This is a genomic window from Parabacteroides goldsteinii DSM 19448 = WAL 12034 (genome assembly GCF_000969835.1).
GTDB classification, from domain to species: Bacteria; Bacteroidota; Bacteroidia; order Bacteroidales; family Tannerellaceae; genus Parabacteroides; species Parabacteroides goldsteinii.
Genome location: NZ_KQ033913.1, coordinates 2,286,261 through 2,304,601, shown reverse-complemented (window position 1 = coordinate 2,304,601; position 18,341 = coordinate 2,286,261). Strand labels below are relative to the sequence as shown.

General features: G+C 39.9%; 18 protein-coding genes. All 18 read left to right on the top strand.

Annotated features, from left to right (window positions below):
• The first annotated feature begins 394 nt into the window (after positions 1–394).
• The 18 genes from HMPREF1535_RS22295 to HMPREF1535_RS22215 all read left to right on the top strand — a co-directional run bounded on the left by HMPREF1535_RS22295 (position 395) and on the right by HMPREF1535_RS22215 (position 18,293).
• On the top strand, positions 395–1,735 hold the full coding sequence (locus tag HMPREF1535_RS22295; RefSeq protein ID WP_082207582.1) for a hypothetical protein: 1,341 nt from the start codon (positions 395–397) through the stop codon (positions 1,733–1,735).
• A gap of 85 nt (positions 1,736–1,820) precedes the next feature.
• Positions 1,821–3,458: an OmpP1/FadL family transporter gene (locus HMPREF1535_RS22290; protein WP_046147523.1), complete on the top strand. Its 1,638-nt coding sequence runs from the start codon at positions 1,821–1,823 to the stop codon at positions 3,456–3,458.
• Positions 3,459–3,660: 202 nt separating this feature from the next.
• On the top strand, positions 3,661–4,254 hold the full coding sequence (locus HMPREF1535_RS22285; RefSeq protein WP_007658568.1) for an RNA polymerase sigma factor: 594 nt from the start codon (positions 3,661–3,663) through the stop codon (positions 4,252–4,254).
• Positions 4,255–4,336: 82 nt separating this feature from the next.
• On the top strand, positions 4,337–4,513 hold the full coding sequence (locus HMPREF1535_RS26035; RefSeq protein WP_007658566.1) for a hypothetical protein: 177 nt from the start codon (positions 4,337–4,339) through the stop codon (positions 4,511–4,513).
• Positions 4,514–4,589: 76 nt separating this feature from the next.
• Positions 4,590–5,240 (top strand): ribulose-phosphate 3-epimerase, encoded by a 651-nt coding sequence (rpe, locus tag HMPREF1535_RS22280; protein ID WP_007658563.1) that lies wholly within the window; start codon positions 4,590–4,592, stop codon positions 5,238–5,240.
• A 34-nt stretch (positions 5,241–5,274) separates the two neighbouring features.
• Positions 5,275–6,552, top strand: coding sequence for a ComEC/Rec2 family competence protein (locus HMPREF1535_RS22275; protein WP_187386443.1), 1,278 nt, complete (start codon positions 5,275–5,277; stop codon positions 6,550–6,552).
• A 45-nt stretch (positions 6,553–6,597) separates the two neighbouring features.
• Positions 6,598–7,647 (top strand): DHH family phosphoesterase, encoded by a 1,050-nt coding sequence (locus HMPREF1535_RS22270; protein WP_046147522.1) that lies wholly within the window; start codon positions 6,598–6,600, stop codon positions 7,645–7,647.
• A gap of 55 nt (positions 7,648–7,702) precedes the next feature.
• A complete protein-coding gene (gene bamK / locus HMPREF1535_RS22265) occupies positions 7,703–8,284 on the top strand; it encodes a BamK family beta-barrel-assembly machinery protein (protein ID WP_046147521.1) in 582 nt (193 codons plus the stop codon).
• Between the two features lie 12 nt (positions 8,285–8,296).
• Positions 8,297–9,685: a phosphoglucosamine mutase gene (gene glmM / locus HMPREF1535_RS22260; RefSeq protein ID WP_007658557.1), complete on the top strand. Its 1,389-nt coding sequence runs from the start codon at positions 8,297–8,299 to the stop codon at positions 9,683–9,685.
• A gap of 202 nt (positions 9,686–9,887) precedes the next feature.
• Positions 9,888–11,936, top strand: a complete 2,049-nt coding sequence (locus HMPREF1535_RS22255) for a histidine kinase (protein WP_046147520.1) — start codon at positions 9,888–9,890, stop codon at positions 11,934–11,936.
• Entirely contained in the window at positions 11,933–12,700 is a 768-nt protein-coding gene (locus tag HMPREF1535_RS22250; protein WP_046147519.1) for a LytR/AlgR family response regulator transcription factor, read from the top strand. The genes HMPREF1535_RS22255 and HMPREF1535_RS22250 overlap by 4 nt, the downstream gene beginning before the upstream one ends.
• Before the next feature lie 198 nt (positions 12,701–12,898).
• The gene (locus HMPREF1535_RS22245; protein ID WP_046147518.1) at positions 12,899–13,492 is read left to right on the top strand and encodes a UpxY family transcription antiterminator; all 594 of its coding nucleotides are present in this window, start codon (positions 12,899–12,901) and stop codon (positions 13,490–13,492) included.
• Positions 13,493–13,529: 37 nt separating this feature from the next.
• Positions 13,530–14,204: an RNA polymerase sigma factor gene (locus HMPREF1535_RS22240; RefSeq protein ID WP_046147517.1), complete on the top strand. Its 675-nt coding sequence runs from the start codon at positions 13,530–13,532 to the stop codon at positions 14,202–14,204.
• Positions 14,195–14,536: an anti-sigma factor gene (locus HMPREF1535_RS22235; RefSeq protein WP_046147516.1), complete on the top strand. Its 342-nt coding sequence runs from the start codon at positions 14,195–14,197 to the stop codon at positions 14,534–14,536. The genes HMPREF1535_RS22240 and HMPREF1535_RS22235 overlap by 10 nt, the downstream gene beginning before the upstream one ends.
• Positions 14,537–14,548: 12 nt before the next feature.
• Positions 14,549–15,334, top strand: a complete 786-nt coding sequence (locus HMPREF1535_RS22230) for a M48 family metallopeptidase (RefSeq protein ID WP_052716772.1) — start codon at positions 14,549–14,551, stop codon at positions 15,332–15,334.
• A gap of 21 nt (positions 15,335–15,355) precedes the next feature.
• Positions 15,356–16,198 carry a M48 family metallopeptidase gene (locus HMPREF1535_RS22225; protein ID WP_046147515.1) on the top strand — a complete coding sequence of 281 codons (843 nt, stop codon included), beginning with the start codon at positions 15,356–15,358 and terminating at the stop codon, positions 16,196–16,198.
• Between the two features lie 2 nt (positions 16,199–16,200).
• Positions 16,201–17,511 (top strand): protein kinase domain-containing protein, encoded by a 1,311-nt coding sequence (locus tag HMPREF1535_RS22220; protein ID WP_052716771.1) that lies wholly within the window; start codon positions 16,201–16,203, stop codon positions 17,509–17,511.
• 23 nt (positions 17,512–17,534) lie between these two features.
• Complete coding sequence (locus tag HMPREF1535_RS22215; protein ID WP_052716770.1) at positions 17,535–18,293, top strand: vWA domain-containing protein; 759 nt, start codon at positions 17,535–17,537, stop codon at positions 18,291–18,293.
• Positions 18,294–18,341: the final 48 nt, after the last annotated feature.

Sequence of the window (18,341 nt, the reverse complement as noted above, 5' to 3'; positions counted from 1 at the left end):
GAAACAAGTGTTTCTACATAATGAAACAACTGTTCCATTACTATGAAACAGATTTTACCAAGGATGTGTTTTTATCATTGATTCGGAATTGGTTTTGCAGCGTTTGTGTCTTTTGTTGCATCTACTTAAGTATATAAACCATGTGCTTTTATACAGAATGGTTATTTCTTGTTGTCTGTGATTCCTATTTTGTAGCATTGTTTCAGAATAAGTTGTTTTTTATAGTTAAAGTATATATAAACGCTTGTAACTTATTGGGAACGCGTTATATTTGTAAATAGAATGCGTAGTTTTTATTCTTATTTAAGGATATGATCTTAAACCCGGCAACGGATATGTAGTCTAAACAGTAGAATAAATATATTAATGTAGAGGAGAAACGAATATGAAACCCATGAAATTAACATCTTTAGTGGTGATGCTTCTGGTCGGCTTCAGTGCCGCAGCCCAGGAGGAGTTCTTTGATGATGTGTATTTCTCTTCAAGTAAAGAAAAAAAGAAAGAAAAAACAGAAGAGAAGGTTATACAGCCCAAAAAAGAAAAAGCAACGGAGTCTTCATCTGCAATTGTATTGGCATCGGCTTCGGATTCACATCCGGCGTTTGATAAAGATAGAGATGTGGATGAATATAATCGTCGATATACATCTGTTGACGTTGAGGAACCTTATGATGAGGATCTGGACGAAGCGGACGGTACTTATATCGAAGAGTTACCTGATAATAATCAGAAAGTTACGAAGAAAGCGGAACGCCGTTCGGATAATGAATATACCGAACGTATCGTACGTTATCATTCACCGAGTAAGATCACGATTGCCGGTGCAGACCAAGTCGATCTGTATCTGAGTGACGGATATTACAGTTATGGTTATGATACCGATTACTCGGACGGTAATACCAATGTGAATGTAAATATAAACATGGGTAATAGTTGGGGATACTCTCCGTGGTATTCCGGCTGGTATGATCCCTGGTATTATAGTTACAATCCCTGGTACTCTTCCTGGTATGGTCCCCGTTGGGGATTCGGTTGGGGCTGGGGTGGCTTCTACGCCGGTTGGAGCAGTCCTTGGTACGGTCCGTCATGGAGCTATTACGGCCCGGGTTACTGGGGTGGTTATTATGGCGGATATTATGGAGGTTATTGGGGACACCATCACCACCATTATTATTCCAGTCCGTACAATTACAGATCATCAGGACGTTCGACGTCAAGCCGCTATACAGCAGGAAGAGCATCTTCCAATCGCTACAGTTCCGGTTCAAGCAGGTCGTCGTCTTATAGAAGTTCCAACCGTGCAACATCTTTGAGAAGTGAAAGTAGTCGTACAAGTTCCAACAGAACGAGTTCGGATCGTTATTCGCGTCCTTCCACATCTTCATCTTCAACTAGAGGAGCAGCAAGCAGCATCCGTTCAAGCCGGGGAACAACTTCGAACCGGGTACAGTCGGAAGCAACAGTTCGTACACGTCCTTCCACTCGTAGTAGTTCAAGTGGTATAGGAAGTTCGTCGTCTCGTTCTTCGGGAATACAGTCTTCGCCAACAACCAGAAGCAGTTCTCCGCGTTATAATAGTAGTAGTCCTGCTACAACCAGAAGTCAGAGTACCTATTCTGCACCGTCAAGAAGCAGCAGTAGTAGTCGCAGTTCCGGTTCCTACAGTAGTGGTGGCGGAAGCAGTAGCCGTTCAAGTGGCGGTGGCGGCGGACGTTCATCCGGTGGACGTAGATAAATGAAATGAGATAATATTTAGTATAAGGGCCGGTATTCGTACTTGTGCCCTTATGTATTAATGTATTAGAAAAATAACAGAAACGATGAAAAGAATAACGTGCTTATTTATATCGGCATTTTTTCTAGCCGGTGGTATTGCATATGCACAGGGTGAAATGGATGCGTACAAAATGTCTCAGACTGATTTGAACGGAACTGCCCGTTATTTAGGTATGAGCGGAGCTTTTGGTGCATTAGGTGGTGATATATCGTCTATGTCTACTAATCCGGCAGGGTTGGGGATATATCGTAGTTCGGAAGTGGTGACTACGGTAAGTCTTTCCTCTATTAAAGCGAGCACGGACTGGAACGGCTCGAAGGTTGATAAGAACAAGACAAGATTCAACTTTGATAATATAGCTTATGTCGGTTATTTCCCGACGGGTAATGATGAAGGAATAGTTGGATGGAATATCGGGATTTCTTATAATCGGGTGAAGAGTTTCAACCGTTCTTACAGGATGAATGGATCGCAGCCTTTTTCGGTGGCTGATTATATAGCGGATCTCGCATTCGGGTATTCGGAAAAAGATTTGACTTATTCGAAAAATACGGGTTATGATCCATATAATCCTAATAGTGGGATGCCTTGGTTGCCTGTATTGGGATATAATGCAAATATTATTGATCCGGCTGGGGACGGAGTGTATCGGTCTGCTTTTGGTGGAGTACAAGAATCAGGCGAATGGGCTCCTTACAGTCCACAAAATGTGGATTTGATTGTGAATGAGAAAGGGTCGATCGGCCAATATAATATTTCATTTGCAACTAATATCTCTGATCGTTTCTTTTTGGGAGCTACTGTGGCCATAACTGATATGGATTATAATCTTACTACAAAATATCAGGAAGATTTTACTCAGAAAGATTTATTATGGTTGGATAATGGATTGTCGACTGACGGTACCGGCTATGCTTTTAATATCGGAGCAATAGTACGTCCGGTAGATTTCCTGAGGGTGGGGGTTGCTTATAATTCTCCTACCTGGTATAAATTGACGGATTATTTTCATGGTTCGGCGCAAGCTGTTATAAATGATGTGGAGATGAATGTGCAAAATACTCCGGATTATCAAGCGGGAGATTATCATTTTCGTACTCCTGACCGTTGGATATTCAGTGTCGCAGGTGTAGGTAAAAACTTTCTGATAAGTGCAGACTATGAGTTGACAAATTACAAGAGGATGAATTTAAGTGATTTGGATGGATTTGATTTGTCTGCAACCAATGATATCAAAAAAGATTTTGGAATGTCAGGAACTTTAAAAGTAGGTGCAGAATATAAGGTGACTCCTCAGTTCTCTGTTCGTGCTGGAGCTTTATGGAAGACTTCTCCGATGAAAGATCATTTAAAAGATGGAATTCCTCCGTTAAATGAAAAGGGAGAGTTTTATACTCAGGCAGTAGGTGTTGCTGGTACCATCCCTAATTATACAGTAGATAAAGGAACCAATTCCTATTCTATCGGTTTAGGCTATCGTTTTACTCCTAATTTCTACATGGACCTGGCTTGCGTTTATCGGGTGTATAAAGAAGATGCCTATGCTTTTTCTAGTACTTACCAGGCAGGGGTTAGTAAGCTTGAAGAGTTGCTGGATAAGGGGGTAGTTGTTAAATCCGATCCAGCCTCATTAAAGACAAAAACAACGCAGGTTGCTTTAACTTTGGGGTATAAGTTCTAAAAATATAGTTTGTTACCAAATGTCCCCTGTTTGTACATAAAACGTACAGGCAGGGGACATTTTTGTATAAAAATAACAGAAATATTTGTCTGTTTAAAATACTTTTTGTTCTTTTGTTTTCGAAAACAAAATTGTCTAACATTTAAAACCTCATTGCCTATAGCATAAACATTACTCAAAGAAACTATAAAACATAGAAGTAATGAAGACTTTAAAATCGATGACCGACGAAGAACTGGTCGTCCTTTATGCGCAAGGTGATAATACTGCGTTTGATGTGTTGTTGAACCGTCATAAGAGCAGTATCCATTCCTACATTTACTTTATAGTCCGCAATAAAGAGTTAACAGAAGATATCTTTCAGGAGACTTTTGTTAAGGTGATCATGACTATTAAACAGGGCCGTTATACCGAAAACGGTAAGTTTAAAGCCTGGATTACACGTATTGCACATAATCTGATCATTGATAACTTCCGTCAGGAACGCAGTGAGAATACAGTGTCCAACGATGAGGTAGAAGTGGATCTGTTCAATAATATTAAACTTTGTGACGGAACGATTGAAGATAACATCGTGCGCCACCAGGTCCTGTCGGATGTGAAGAAGTTGGTGAAACATTTACCCGACAGCCAGCGTGAAGTACTGGAAATGCGTTATTACCAGGATCTGAGCTTTAAAGAAATTGCCGATATCACCGGTGTCAGCATTAATACGGCTTTGGGACGTATGCGTTATGCTATCCTGAACATGCGCCGTATGGCAGATGAGAACCGTATTGAGTTGTCTATGGCATAATCAGATAAAAATATTCTTCGGTTCATATAATAAGTAGAAAGTTCTCCCGTTTTATTATCAAACGATTAAAAAGGGGATGCCTATGAAGAGATTTTCTACTCAATGTATGGATGGATTGAAGGATAAAACTAAAAAGAACCGGAACGAGAAGAAGAGTACACCAAGCAGACAAACGCTTGATTTCCTGTCTCAGTTTGCACGGAGTTACCATGTGGAACCTGCGCTGCAACCGGAATTCGGTGGTTATGTGATGAACTAAGAAATTGAAGGAAAGAGGACACTTGCGCAGTGTTCTCTTTCTTTTTTTTGTACCTTTGCACAAAAGACTTGAAATTATGAAACATAAGATTGCTCCTTCTTTGCTGGCTGCCGATTTTCTGAACCTGCAAAAAGAGGTCGAAATGATAAATAACAGTGAGGCGGACTGGTTGCATATGGATATTATGGATGGTGTTTTTGTTCCGAATATCTCATTCGGCTTTCCCGTGCTGGATGCGGTAAAGCCTATCCTGAAAAAGCCGATGGATGTGCATCTGATGATTGTTGAACCCCAGAAGTTTGTCAAAGAGGTTGCTGAGGCTGGCGCTTATATGATGAATGTTCATTATGAGGCTTGTACCCATTTGCATCGTACCATCGGTGCGATAAAGGAAGCCGGCATGAAAGCGGCCGTTACCTTAAATCCGCATACGCCGATCAGTCTGCTGGAAGATATTATCCAGGATCTTGATATGGTATTGCTGATGTCGGTCAATCCCGGTTTCGGCGGACAACGTTTTATTGAACATTCGGTCAATAAAACGGCTCGTTTAAAAGAAATGATCCGGGCAAAAGGGCTGGATACTTTAATAGAAGTGGACGGTGGTGTGAATCTGGAAACCGGGAAGCGTTTGCTGGAAGCCGGTGCCGATGTGCTGGTTGCCGGTAGCTTTGTTTTCAGTTCTCCTGATCCGATACGAACGATAAAAGAATTGAAAGAAATGTAGAAAAGATAGATAACCAACCAAAACCGACCTTTGTATGATAATAAAAGAAATACAAAAGCGGCCGTTTATCAGGCCGCTTTTCATATGGATAACCGGAATCTTGTTGCAGGCCTTCTTCGATTGCAGCGTTGTCTCGCTGTTGTTGATTATCATTTCATTATTGGTTGTTGCGTTTTCTTATCTGATCCCGAAGGTTGAGTCCGAAAGCGGTAATTATGAATTGCGCTGGGTTTGGGGCGCGGTGTTTCTGTCCTTATTGCTTAGTTTTTCCATACAGTGGACAGCTTATTGGCAGGAGAGGGGAGATAGCAGTGAAACATCGCTTTTAATGGAACTGGGTGGGAAAGGACAGGAACGTTTGCTGGAGCCTTTTGAGCGACTGAATTTGTCGAAAGAGGAAAAGTCGGTGTTGACCACTATTACCCTCGGCTATCGTAAAGAGATGGATCGCGAGGTGAGGAAACGGTTTTCTGTTACGGGTGTAGCCCATTTGCTGGCTGTAAGCGGTTTTCATGTGGCTGTTGTTTGCGGATTCCTTTCTTTGCTGTTTTCTTTTTTACCAAAGAATAGTTTTTACAGTTGGCTGAGATACCTGTTGACGCTTTGTCTGCTTTGGAGTTTCGTGGTTATTACCGGGCTGGCTGCATCGGCTGTACGTGCCGGTTTGATGCTGACGCTTTATCTCACGGGGAGGGTACTCAGGCGGATGACTGACGGTTATAATACGTTGGCTGCCGCGGCTTTCTGTATGTTGGTGTTCAATCCGTTATATCTGTTTGATATTGGTTTTCAACTGAGTTATCTGGCTGTATTGTCTATTTTATATCTGCAACCTCGTCTGCAAAATCTTATTGTAGTGAGGAATCCGGTTATTGCGATACCCTGGGGATGGATTACGGTGACATTGGCTGCCCAGGCCGGGACAACCTTACTGTGTTTGTATTATTTCCGGCAGTTCTCGTTGGTTTTCCTGTGTACCAATTTACCTTTGACGTTCCTGGCTACCTTCCTTATTCCGGCCGGACTGATCTGGTTATTGCTTCCTGTAGGCATTCCGGGTTACGGATTATTACAATTATTTGTAGAGAAGCTAACGCATACATTGTTTTGGATTGTCGATGCCTTTAGCCGTGTAGAGGAGGCTGTCTTTTATGGGCGTATCGATTTACTATTGACCATATTGGGGTATGGTTCCATTTTTTCCTTCTTGTTATTTACGAAGACCAAACGTCCGGGAGTCCTTTTTGCCGGCTTGCTTCTATTGTTATTTATATTGTTTGATTTGCTTATTGAACGTTTTTTTACTGCGTAGAACGTAAAAAAGTAGTACCTTTGTCACTGTAAACAATGATAATATATGATTACAAAAATCATTCACGAAGAGAAAATTCAGAAAGCCAAGAAATACGTAGAGAAAGGCGAAAGTTTTGTTATTGTAACCCACGTTACTCCTGATGGTGACGCTCTCGGTTCTTCTTTGGGGTTGTACCATTTCCTTACTACTTACGGTAAAGACAATGTAACGGTTATTGTCCCGAATGAATTTCCGTCATTTTACAGATGGATGCCGGGGGCGAAAGATATTGTGATACATGAAAAGTATCCTGATTTTGCGGAACAGCTGATCCATGATGCAGATGTGATCTTCTGTCTGGATTTTAATGAACCCAAACGCATAGAGAAACTGGCGCCAGCGGTTATTGCATCGGAAGGGCGTAAGGTGATGATCGACCATCACTTGAATCCGGCTGACTTTTGCCGCGTAACAATGTCGTATCCGGAAATGTCATCAACGAGTGAGATGATTTTCCGTTTTATCTGTCGTATGGGGATGTTCGACCTAATGAGTAAAGAGGCGGCGGTATGTATTTATACCGGAATGATGACGGATACAGGTTCTTTTACCTATAACTCCAATAAACCGGAGATTTACACGATTGTCAGTGAGTTGATAAAGAAAGGTATAGACAAAGATCTGATATATCGTAAAGTATTCCAGGTGTATTCCGAATCTCGGTTACGGATGCAGGGATATGTTTTGTATGAAAAGATGAAGATTTATCCGGAACATCATGCGGCTTTGATAACTCTTTCAAAGGAGGAACTGGACCGGTTCCATTACAAAACAGGTGATACGGAAGGTTTTGTCAATATGCCGTTGAGCATCGAAGGAGTTACTTTTAGTGTCTTTATCCGTGAAGATAGGGATTACATTAAAGTATCTCTCCGGTCGGTAGGTGATTTCCCTTGCAATCAGTTTGCTTGTCAGTATTTTAATGGCGGTGGTCATAAAAATGCGTCAGGGGGAGAGTTTTTCGGCTCTTTGGAGGATGCTGTAGCTACGTTTGAGAAGGGATTAAAAGAATTTAATCCTAATAAAATAGAAGAAATAGAGAAACTTGCCTGAGATATGGCAGATATTATTTACATTTGTCGCTCATTTATACATTAAAGAATAACAGATGAAGAAAGGTTTTTATATCCTGATGATTTTGTGTGCAGCCCTAATGGTGGTGTCATGCGATAAAACGAAGTCGTACACTGAGAGGTTGAAGGATGAGAGGAAAGCGATTGATCGGTTGATTGATCATGAAGGATTTAAGATTCTTAAAAACTACCCGTCGGATGGCGTTTTTAAGGAAAATGAATTTGTGAAGTTGGATAATGATGTGTATCTGAATGTGATTGACTCAGGTAATGGAAATCGGGCAGTATTGGGCACAACTAAAGTTTTTTGTCGTTTCGAAGCTAAAGGAATCTTAGATTCTGATACTGCATATAACATGGTTAATAATCTGACTTATGGACCTGGATATTATGGCTTCCCTACAGAATTTGTATTTGGCTATAATGTTTACTCCGGGGAGAGTAGAAGTTATGATCCGGATTTATTTGTAGGTGAAGGGTTGGCTACAGCTTTATACCATGTAGGAGAAGGCGCTACTGTCAGAATGATTGTTCCATTTAAGAGAATGGGCAATTATTTCCAAAGCAGTTATGTTCCTGTTTATTTTAGTAAAGTAAAATATACATTCGAAAAATAATCTAACATACTTATGACTCTAATTAAATCTATTTCCGGTATTCGCGGTACAATAGGCGGAGCACCGGAAGACGGATTGAATCCGTTAGCCATTGTGAAGTTTGTAGCAGCTTATGCTACCTTCATCAGAAAAAACACGACAGTTACAACAAACAAAATCGTAGTAGGACGTGATGCCCGTATCTCCGGCCCGATGGTAAAACAGGTGGTTTTGGGTACGCTTACCGGTATGGGATTTGATGTGGTCGATATCGACCTGGCTACAACTCCGACTACTGAATTAGCCGTTGCTATGGAAGGCGCTTGCGGAGGTATTATCCTGACTGCAAGCCATAATCCGAAACAGTGGAATGCCTTGAAGTTATTGAACGAAAAAGGAGAGTTCCTGAATGCTGCCGAAGGTGCTGAAGTTTTGGATATTGCAGCTTCTGAAAGTTTTGAATTTGCCGATGTGGATCATTTGGGAAAAGTGATCGTCAATAATACATATAATCAGAAACATATCGAGAGCGTGCTCAACCTTGACCTGGTGGATGTAGAAGCGATTAAAGCGGCTAACTTCCGGGTGGCTATTGATGCTGTAAACTCAGTGGGTGGTATTGTTTTGCCGGATTTACTTTATGCTTTGGGTGTGAAGGAAATCTTTAAACTGCATTGTGCGCCTCACGGAAACTTTTCTCATAATCCGGAACCTATTCCTGAAAACCTGACAGAGATTTCTGACCTGATGAAGCATGCTAAAGCGGATGTCGGTTTTGTTGTCGATCCGGACGTAGACCGTTTGGCTATTATCTGCGAAGATGGTGAAATGTTTGGTGAAGAGTACACATTGGTGGCAGTAGCCGATTATATATTGAGTCATACGCCGGGTAATACGGTAAGTAACCTGAGTTCAAGCCGTGCGTTACGTGATGTAACCCGTGCCCATGGTTGCGAATATAATGCAGCTGCGGTAGGTGAAGTAAACGTTGTTACAAAGATGAAAGCGACAAATGCTGTGATTGGTGGTGAAGGTAACGGTGGTGTGATCTATCCGGCCAGCCATTACGGTCGTGATGCTTTGGTTGGTATTGCCTTGTTCCTGACTCATCTGGCAAAGAAGAAAATGAAAACAAGCGAATTACGTGCCAGCTATCCTCCGTATTTTATCTCCAAGCAGAAAGTACAGCTGACTCCGGAGATCGATGTGGATGCAATCCTGGCTAAGGTGAAAGAAAAATTTGCTCAGTATGATATCACTGATATCGATGGTGTAAAGATCGACTTCCCTGACAAATGGGTTCACCTCCGTAAAAGTAATACCGAACCGATCATCCGTATCTATTCCGAAGCTCACACCATGAAAGAAGCTGAAGAAATCGGCGGCGAGTTGATTGCGGTGATTAATGAGATGTGTAAGTAAAATTCTATACATATAATAAGTGAGAGAGAGGATGCTTCAAAAGAGCATCCTCTTTTTGTATATATATACTTTACGGATTTGGCGTTTGTCTGCTTAAATAGGGTATTTAATCGTGATAATCAAAGTTTATACGTTAAAATGGTTTTGAACGATTGTAAATGTCATAATAATTTATGTCCTTTGTTAAAAAGGGAAGGTAAGTATGGAAAAACAACAGTTGACGCCATGTGGGGTATTTGTTATCCTGTTCAGTATATTATTAGGATGTTCGTTTCAGAAATCATCTGTAAAAGATGCTGAAACGAGCAGGATTGATTCTTTGCTTTCTTTTTATAGGGACTCTTTGGCTGTAAGGCCGTTAGCTGTTATTTCTAAATTAAGGACTGATCAGGAAAACGTATCGGATAGCATAAACTATTATAATCTGGATCAAACGATCTCCCGTTGTTATTATTTCAGTAATCGGGTTGATTCTGCATTCTTATTGAATGATCGGATCTTACACTTTGTTGAAAAACAACCGGAAAAAGAGGATCGCCTGCTGAAATTATCGGCAGATGCCTATAATAGCCGGGGCGTTTTCTTTCAGGATATGAATCAATGGGATTCTGCCATTGTCTGTTTGCATAATGCTTCAGAAGCATTATCGCAGGTAAACGTTCAAAATCGTTTACCTGCGATAAATGTCTATATTAATATGGCTGATTGTTATCAGCATCAGGGTGATTATGGCTGGGCTGGTTATCATTATCGTAAAGCATTGTTTCTTTCTGATTCTTTGGGTGTCGGTGATAAGATGAATTATCCGATTTACTCCGGATTGGCAAAGTTGTATCAGGAACTGGAGAACTATCCGTTATCTGATTCTTATTTTCGGGAGGCGGAACAATATTGGGATAGAGGAAGCGATTATGAAAAGTACTATTTTGCTAATTCCAGAGGTAACTATTATTATGTAACCAAAGAGTATGACAATGCATTAGTCTGGTTTCAGCGGGCAAATGCGATTGTGGCAAACTTTCCCCAACCGATTTATCGGGGGATAGTGGAAGGGAATATCGGTGAAATATATTTGTTGAAGGAGCAACCGGATTCCGCCCGCTATTATCTGGAACGCTCTGTTGCCTTTTTCGGAGAATCAGCCTTGCAGCAACCTGGCATAAAGTTTTATATGGATGGATTGTTCGCCTCTTTGGCTTTGCAGGAAAATGATTTGTCGGAAGCCGCCCGGCGATTGAATCAACCTTATGATACGCTTCATACGGACCTTCAGTACCAGTATTATCATAACACACGGTTGGAGGAATTGTATCGTAAAAAGAAAGATTTTGCCCAGGCGTATTATTACAGGAACCAAGCGGACCTTTGTGGAGATTCTTTACGGAATATGAAGATTGAAAACAGTATCCGTGAGACCGATTTTCGTTATCGGCAAGATACGACTCTTTTGAAGAAAGATATCAGAATTACCCAGACTGAAGCCAAAGCGCAACAATGGATGTGGCTTGCATGGATTGCCGGATTAGGATTAATTATTGTTGTCTTATTAATGGTTTGTGTACTGTTTTATATCCGCCGGAAGAAAGAGCTTCGCTATAAACAGCAAATAGCCACTATCACCCAATTGCGTATGGCTGTTGTCAGAAATCGTATTGCCCCACATTATATATTTAATGTACTGAATTCAGTGATGCCTATTTTCCGCCGTTATGAAGAACTTTCCGAACCGGTAAATTTGCTGATTGACGTATTGAGGGGTGATTTGCTTTCTTCCGAACAACTGGCGGTTCCGTTGGAAAAAGAAATTGGTTTTGTAAAGAATTACCTGAAGTTGAAGATGCTGGGTGATCCGGAATGTATCCGGGTGGAGTGGAATATATCTTCCGGCGTATTTATGGAAACGTTAGTCCCTTCGATGTCTATCCAGATACCGGTTGAGAATGCAGTGAAATATGCTTTTAATGCAGAATCTTTGAATCCGTGTATCATCATATCTGTCTTTGTTGAAGACGAGGCGCTTCACGTATTGATAGATGATAACGGCATCGGTTATCATCCCGGCGCACATGCCCGGGATGAGAGAAGTACCGGCCAGGGTTTAAAAATACTATACCGTACAACTGATTTATTGAATACTCACAATATCCGTAAAATGCAATTTTCCATCAGAGACCTGTATTCTGCCTCTGAAAAACAGCACGGAACCAGTGTCTCATTAATTGTCCCACTTAATTACAACTTTGCCTTATGAATGCGAATGAAATTACTACAGTCATCGTCGATGACGAACCGTCTTGTATCAAATGTTTAGAAAGCGATTTATCACGCTTCCCGGAGATACGTGTCGTAGCAACGTGTACATCTCCGGATAATGCAGCCCGCGAGATAGTCCGTTTGCAACCGGACCTGCTTTTCATTGATGTTGAAATGCCGGGTATGACTGGTCTGGAGCTTTTAAGCCGTATACAGTCGGATATTCATCCGGATATGCATATAGTTTTTTATACTGCTTATGATAAATATTTGTTGGATGCGATCCATGCGTCTGCTTTCGATTATTTGTTGAAGCCCTATAAATTGAATGAGTTAGAGGATTTGATAAAGCGCCTCCGTACTCATGTCGCCAAAGACGAGAAGGTTAATATAGAACAGTCGTTACGTAAGCTGCTTACTCGTAGTAAGTTTGCGGTTCAAACTATATCCGGATTACTTTTTGTAAAGTGTGAGGAGATTCTTTTATTTCAATATTTAAGAGAATTGCGTTGCTGGCAAATGATGCTTGCTGCTGATCGCAAACCTTATAAACTTCGCATGAGTACGACTGCTAGAGATTTGCTGGGAATTAATCCTTCTTTTGTGCAGATTAGTCAGGATTATATTGTGAATCTTGATTATTTGTGCTCGATTGAGAATGTGACGCTGAAGTGTGAGTTGTATTCGCCGTTTACGGATATAGAGTTGGTTGTGTCGCAGAGGTATTACAGGAGGCTGAAAGAGTTGTTGGATATCTTTTGATTTAATTAAAAAATGCATTTATGAATGAATTTTTATCGTTTAATGTGGATGCATGATAGATAATCGTTGGTCATATATTATTCTAAAATAAAAATAATAGTATTTATATATATTTGTCATTAAGACAATCCCTTTCTAAGAGTGAGTCTAAAAAACATAAAAGATTTTCCATGACAGATAAGGCGTGGGTAAAGGGGTATGATGAATTTAAAGGAAACGACAACTCAAAAAGTTGACGACGCCGTAGGCGTGCCAAGTATCGAAAAAAAAGAATGGTTTGTTGCTATAGTAAATAACCGTTCTGAAAAGAAATATGCTCAGGTTTTGCAGAATGAAGGATATGAAGTTTTTGTTCCCATCCAAAGCGAAGAGCGCATTTGGCGTAATGGAACAGTTAAGATAGTAGATCGTGTTCTAATTGCTGCTATGATTTTCGTTTATTGCACAGAAAACGAACGAAAGATAATTGTGAACATGCCATTCGTCAAACGTTTTATGGTAGATCAGAGCCAAAAGGATAAAAACGGCAGACATCCAATAGCTAAAATACCAGAAAATCAGATAGATACTTTTCGGGAACTGCTAGAAAAAGCAGATGCTCCTATAACCATTGAAATGTTACCATTGCATATAGGTGACAGGGTTAAGGTAGTCAGAGGCAAACTAATCGGCATTGAAGGTAAGATTCTTCAGCAAAAATGCGGAGAAACATTCTTGATAGTGGAGATAAGCTTGCTTGGATGTGCGAAGTTAAAAATTTCCATGGCGGATGTGGAGAAGATTGAATCCTAATATATTGAGATATAAATAAAGATATTGGAACATCAACATGATAATTGCATCAACTCAATATAAAGACCTTCCAGATCATGAATTAGTTGATCTCATTCTGCAAAAAAAGAATGAAGAAGCTATGCTTTTTATTATATTCATCAAATATGATCCTTTGCTAAAGAAGCTTTGTAATAGGTACTATGATTCGCTGTTCTATTATGAGGAATTGCAAACAGAGCTTTTTGTTCATTTCAAAGCAAATAATTGGCACGTATTACGTTCATTTGGATGGAAATCTAGTTTTGGAACCTGGTTTGGGAAGGTTGCCGGTAGTTTGTTTATTAAAATAATGCCGGAATTGATAGATTTTCAGAAAAAAAAGGTCTCTATAGGTGAAGATGGTGAAAAGGGAGAATATAATCCTCCTGCTCCAAAAACAGTTGACGAGTACAATATGATTATGCTTATTGAGGCTATTCAACGGTTAGAGGATAAGGATCAGCGTTTTATTCTTCTCAGAGAATTCGATGGTTATGAACCTTGTGAGATTGCAAAGCAACTGGAGGAATTGCGTCGTAAGGAAGGACGATTGAAAACTCGTAAAGATGAGAACGGGGAGATTCATGAAATTATTCCCACATATAAATATATCCATATGCTCAAAGGAAGAGCAAAAGATAATCTTCGCATCATTATTAATGAACTTAAAAAGGATTTCGAATGGAAATAACAGATGAATTGATTGCAGCTTATATTGACGGTAATGTCACCACAGAGGAGCGACTGCAAGTGCGTCGTTATTTGTCGGTATATCCGGAAGAGCAAGATTTGGTTCTTGCACTTATGGACGAAGTCGAAGATTATTCGGAGGTAGTGGATGGAGAAAGCGCCACTGCTTTACAGAAAGAACAATCGTTCACAGACATAGCTTATGCAGCAGCAGCATTTGCACCTCGTAAAGCTATCAGCTATGGGACTAATTCAAATGTACTCATGAACAAATCACGAGAAAGGCATTTAAGAATGTCTGCTTTATGGGATGAATTACAGGAAAACGAATAAAGTGCTATAAAAATGCAGGATGTATTAGACAGATCATATAAAGGTTTGATGAATGTTATAGATAGCTTTGCCAATAGTTCGGCAAGCATACAACATTCACCTTCAGCAAACAAAAAGAATGTTGAAGAGTCGAATTATATATATGCTGAAGACAATTACATGGATGCTGTCCTTAACAATCCTGTCACATCTATAACCCTGCGTACTATCGCTAACCGTTTTTACGGGAAACAGATAGAAGAAATTATACAAAACTGTTCCCGACTTTCAAAGGATAATTATCCTAAACTTTGGGAAAGTTACCGAAATTGTTGCTCTGTATTGAATATAAAAAAAATTCCGATACTGTACATTACCTCCCGTTTAAAAGGCATTAATGCCCTTAGCGTAGAAATGAATAAGGAACAAATCATTCTTCTTAGTTTACCTGCTGTTGTGATGTTGGGAGAAGCAGAATTGCGCTTCCTTTTAGGTCATGAACTTGGTCATATCCAGCAAGGACATCTTATAGCTCATACAGTACAGGGGCTATTGGAAGATCTGAATAAACGTGCAGAATTGTTAGGTCCTATCATTACCGATATTGTGGATGTACCGCTGAATCGATGGTATCGCACATCAGAGTTTACAGCAGATCGTGCCGGATTTTTATGTTGCCAGGATATGAATGCTATTATAAGTTTGTTTCAGCGATTAGGGCTGAGTACTTCAGTTTCTTCAATTTCCTATTTAGGTGAGTTGTCTAGTGCGCATCCATTATCCTGTACAAGACTAGAAAGACTTAAAGAATACAAATAGAATAGTAAAATCTGACTAAATATGATAAGGAATAAGAAAATATTAACCGGATTGGATCATTCCCAATATGAGCATCCATTCGATAAAAAGGCATTAAGTGCTTTGGAGAACACTCCGGGATTGGGAATGGCTGGTAATTTTATTACTAAACATACCGTTGAAAAGATTTATACAGTACAATATACTGGTAGCAATTTGAAGGTGACAAGCGAAAATTATCCTAAAATTTATGAGTATATTCAGTATGCTTGCCAGATTTTAGATATGTCTAATGTGCCGGATTTGTATATACAATGGGGATATGGAATAAATGCATTTACTGTTGGTTCTGAACATCCGATAATTGTATTAAATTCCGGGCTTATAGACTTATGTGATGATGATGAAATCATGTTTATTATTGGTCATGAGTGTGGACACATTAAGAGTAATCACATGTTGTATCACATGATGGCTCAGGTGATCAATATGATTATAGATGCCATTCCGTTTGGAAGTATTGCCGCTGCACCTCTTCAATATGCACTCTATTATTGGGACAGAATGTCCGAATTCACAGCTGATCGCGCTGGTCTATTAACCTGTCAGGATAAGGGTGCTGCTATTCGTGCATTTATGAAAATGGCTGGAATGCCTATCAAGGAGTTCAATAATATGAATTATCAAACCTTTATTCAACAAGCAATAGAATTTAAACAATTAGACTATGAAGCTCTGAATAAAATTATAAAATTCATATCTATAGCCGATGCTTCACATCCTTGGACGGTTATGCGAGCTGCGGAATTGTTGAATTGGATAAATAATGATGAACTACGAAAATTGTTAACACCATATAGAACAAATGTTAAATTAATAATATAAGTATGCCATTAATCAGAGGAACTGTAATTCAATTTGCAGATGGAACAACGGGTATTGTCCGTTCAAAAATAGGGGAAGGTGGTCAAGGAGAAGTGTATCAGATTGAATACCAAGATAAACCCAGAGCATTGAAATGGTATAAAGGACGACCATCATCAGTTTTTGTCGATAACTTGAAAAGAAATGTCAGTCGTAGAATCCCAGCATCTTCTTTTCTTTGGCCTAAGGCTATATCAGACAGCGCGTTGGGAATTGGGTATGTTATGGATTTAGTTGATTCGAATTTAAAGGATTTTAGCAAATTTCTCGCTAACATTCATCACTTCAGTAGTGAGGATGCTGTCATTAATGCTGCTATAAATCTTTGTGTCGCCTTTCAGAAGTTGCATTTACAAGGACTTGCCTATTTTGATCTTAACGACGGAAATTTTTTCTTCAATCCCGATTCAGGAGAGCTTCAAATAGGAGACAATGATAATGTCTCATCAGCAGACTTTAATGTTTCAAATATACAAGGTAAACGTGGTTATATGGCGCCAGAAATAGTGTTAGACGGGAATCCTAACAGATATTCCGACTATTATTCTTTGGCAATCATACTCTTCAGACTGATATTTGTAGATCATCCTTTGCATGGGAAAAATATGGAAAAATTCCCCTGCATGACTCCAAAGGTCATTACCTATCTTTATGGTACAAATCCTATATTCATTTTCGATCCTACTAATTCGGATAATGAAGCATCCCAAGAGTTCTCCCCTAATGCACTAAATCGATGGGGAGGAGTACCCTCTTTTGTCAGAGAGGCTTTTATTAAAGCTTTCTCTCGCAATAATCAACTAAATCCACAGGAGCGAATGATGGAAAGTGAATGGATAAAAATTTTTCAGAGATGGCGCTCGTGCCTCAATCAATGTCCGAGTTGTGGCAATGTCACCTATATAGAACCAAAAGATAAAGGTGTATGTAAAGAATGTGGGGAGTCTTACCCTATTTTCTGGATGCAATCTAACTTTAAGGAATACATTCCCTTAGTTGCTGGACAAAAATTGTATGAGTCACAAATAGGTTTGGATGGTCATTTTGTTGTAGTTGCGGAAGTTGTCAAAACACAAAACAATGACAAAATATTGGGGATTAGAAACTTGTCTTTGATTGATTGGAGCGTCAATTATGGTACTCAGCAAAGGATAATCACAAAAGGGCAAGCTTTCCGTTTATGCGATAATATGACAATCAGATTCAGTAATATTAAAGAGATGAAAATAAGGCTTGTCAATCCTCAACAAGTAAGAGATTTAGTTAAAATATAAGTTTAATTTAAAAAACAAAAAAGATGCCAATTAAAACAGATGATCAAGTACGAGGTGCGATGCCCCTAACCCCGATTTTCTTCCTGATTGATACATCAGGAAGTATGGCTGGGCAATCTATCGAAGCTGTTAATACAGCTATGCGGGAAGCAATTCCGGAAGTTCAAAAATTTACACAACAAAATGCAGATGTTGCCATTCGTTACAGCGTACTTGAGTTTAGCACAGGAGCTAAATGGATGAACGAGGCTCCCGGTTATGTTGAAGATTTTAAGTGGGTAGACCTTCAGGCATCCGGCTTAACCGCAATGGGAAAGGCGTATAGTATGCTCAACGATAAACTCTCCAGAAAAAATGGAGGTTTCTTACAAGAGCATGCTAATAACGCACCTATAATAATCCTCTTAACAGATGGCGTGCCTACAGATGATGCAGCAGCTGGTTTGGCACTACTAAGAGAGAACAGCTGGTTTAACCAATCCATCAAAATTGCAATGGAACTCCCAGGAGCGAACCATTCTGCACTCGTTGAGTTTGCTGGAGGAGAAGAAGGGGTAATACCTACTGACCCTGAAAAACTGAGACAGTATCTTGGGATTATTGCGATCAATTCAGCGACTATAGGGTCGAAATCACAAGGTCGCAGTAACGATAGTATTACAGACGACATTATCAAGCCTATCAAGCCGGAGTCATCACCCGCTTCATCTCCCATTCCCGCTCCATCTCCGACTAAACTGACCGATGATGACGATGATATATTTAAGGACATATTTGACTAATTCGTCGATCATCTAAACCATCTAATCCAAGATGACAATGAATTTCTC

Excerpts from the sequence above, each read along its gene's own strand:
- HMPREF1535_RS22295 (WP_082207582.1), top strand. The coding sequence starts at position 395 with ATGAAATTAACATCTTTAGTGGTGATGCTTCTGGTCGGCTTCAGTGCC.
- HMPREF1535_RS22290 (WP_046147523.1), top strand. The coding sequence starts at position 1,821 with ATGAAAAGAATAACGTGCTTATTTATATCGGCATTTTTTCTAGCCGGT.
- HMPREF1535_RS22275 (WP_187386443.1), top strand. The coding sequence starts at position 5,275 with ATGATAATAAAAGAAATACAAAAGCGGCCGTTTATCAGGCCGCTTTTC.
- HMPREF1535_RS22225 (WP_046147515.1), top strand. The coding sequence starts at position 15,356 with ATGATAAGGAATAAGAAAATATTAACCGGATTGGATCATTCCCAATAT.
- HMPREF1535_RS22270 (WP_046147522.1), top strand. The coding sequence starts at position 6,598 with ATGATTACAAAAATCATTCACGAAGAGAAAATTCAGAAAGCCAAGAAA.
- HMPREF1535_RS26035 (WP_007658566.1), top strand. The coding sequence starts at position 4,337 with ATGAAGAGATTTTCTACTCAATGTATGGATGGATTGAAGGATAAAACT.
- HMPREF1535_RS22235 (WP_046147516.1), top strand. The coding sequence starts at position 14,195 with ATGGAAATAACAGATGAATTGATTGCAGCTTATATTGACGGTAATGTC.
- HMPREF1535_RS22220 (WP_052716771.1), top strand. The coding sequence starts at position 16,201 with ATGCCATTAATCAGAGGAACTGTAATTCAATTTGCAGATGGAACAACG.
- HMPREF1535_RS22240 (WP_046147517.1), top strand. The coding sequence starts at position 13,530 with ATGATAATTGCATCAACTCAATATAAAGACCTTCCAGATCATGAATTA.
- rpe (WP_007658563.1), top strand. The coding sequence starts at position 4,590 with ATGAAACATAAGATTGCTCCTTCTTTGCTGGCTGCCGATTTTCTGAAC.
- glmM (WP_007658557.1), top strand. The coding sequence starts at position 8,297 with ATGACTCTAATTAAATCTATTTCCGGTATTCGCGGTACAATAGGCGGA.
- HMPREF1535_RS22250 (WP_046147519.1), top strand. The coding sequence starts at position 11,933 with ATGAATGCGAATGAAATTACTACAGTCATCGTCGATGACGAACCGTCT.
- HMPREF1535_RS22230 (WP_052716772.1), top strand. The coding sequence starts at position 14,549 with ATGCAGGATGTATTAGACAGATCATATAAAGGTTTGATGAATGTTATA.
- HMPREF1535_RS22255 (WP_046147520.1), top strand. The coding sequence starts at position 9,888 with ATGGAAAAACAACAGTTGACGCCATGTGGGGTATTTGTTATCCTGTTC.
- HMPREF1535_RS22285 (WP_007658568.1), top strand. The coding sequence starts at position 3,661 with ATGAAGACTTTAAAATCGATGACCGACGAAGAACTGGTCGTCCTTTAT.
- bamK (WP_046147521.1), top strand. The coding sequence starts at position 7,703 with ATGAAGAAAGGTTTTTATATCCTGATGATTTTGTGTGCAGCCCTAATG.
- HMPREF1535_RS22245 (WP_046147518.1), top strand. The coding sequence starts at position 12,899 with ATGATGAATTTAAAGGAAACGACAACTCAAAAAGTTGACGACGCCGTA.
- HMPREF1535_RS22215 (WP_052716770.1), top strand. The coding sequence starts at position 17,535 with ATGCCAATTAAAACAGATGATCAAGTACGAGGTGCGATGCCCCTAACC.